1 protein-coding gene is annotated in these 255 nt (G+C 41.2%); it reads right to left on the bottom strand.

All coding sequences use genetic code 11. The features are described 5' to 3' along the window. On the bottom strand, positions 1–255 hold a 255-nt coding region (locus LB465_RS18585), incomplete at both ends, for a hypothetical protein (RefSeq protein ID WP_394370956.1).

The raw sequence follows: 255 nt of genomic DNA, 5'->3' as shown, positions 1-255 counted from the left end.
GACCTAGGCCGCTGTTTTCTTTTAACCTGCCTTTATGCTTCCCAAGATTAACCTCACAAGTATCCTGAATGCAAAGTAAGTCTCTTCCAAATGATAAGCTTTTTGTTCGAGAAGAGGCCTCTTTCACCAACTGCTCTTCCCTTGTCCTTTCATTGTTCAAGAGGCGGTAAAATGCTTTTTGTTCCGCATTGTTGGAAGCAATTTTCCGTATGGAAGAACTGGGACGATCACTTAATTTTTTCCATAATTGCTGAC

The sequence above is a fragment of the Salegentibacter lacus genome, from assembly GCF_020164555.1.
Lineage (GTDB): Bacteria > Bacteroidota > Bacteroidia > Flavobacteriales > Flavobacteriaceae > Salegentibacter > Salegentibacter lacus.
This window is presented reverse-complemented; position numbering and strand designations above follow the sequence as displayed.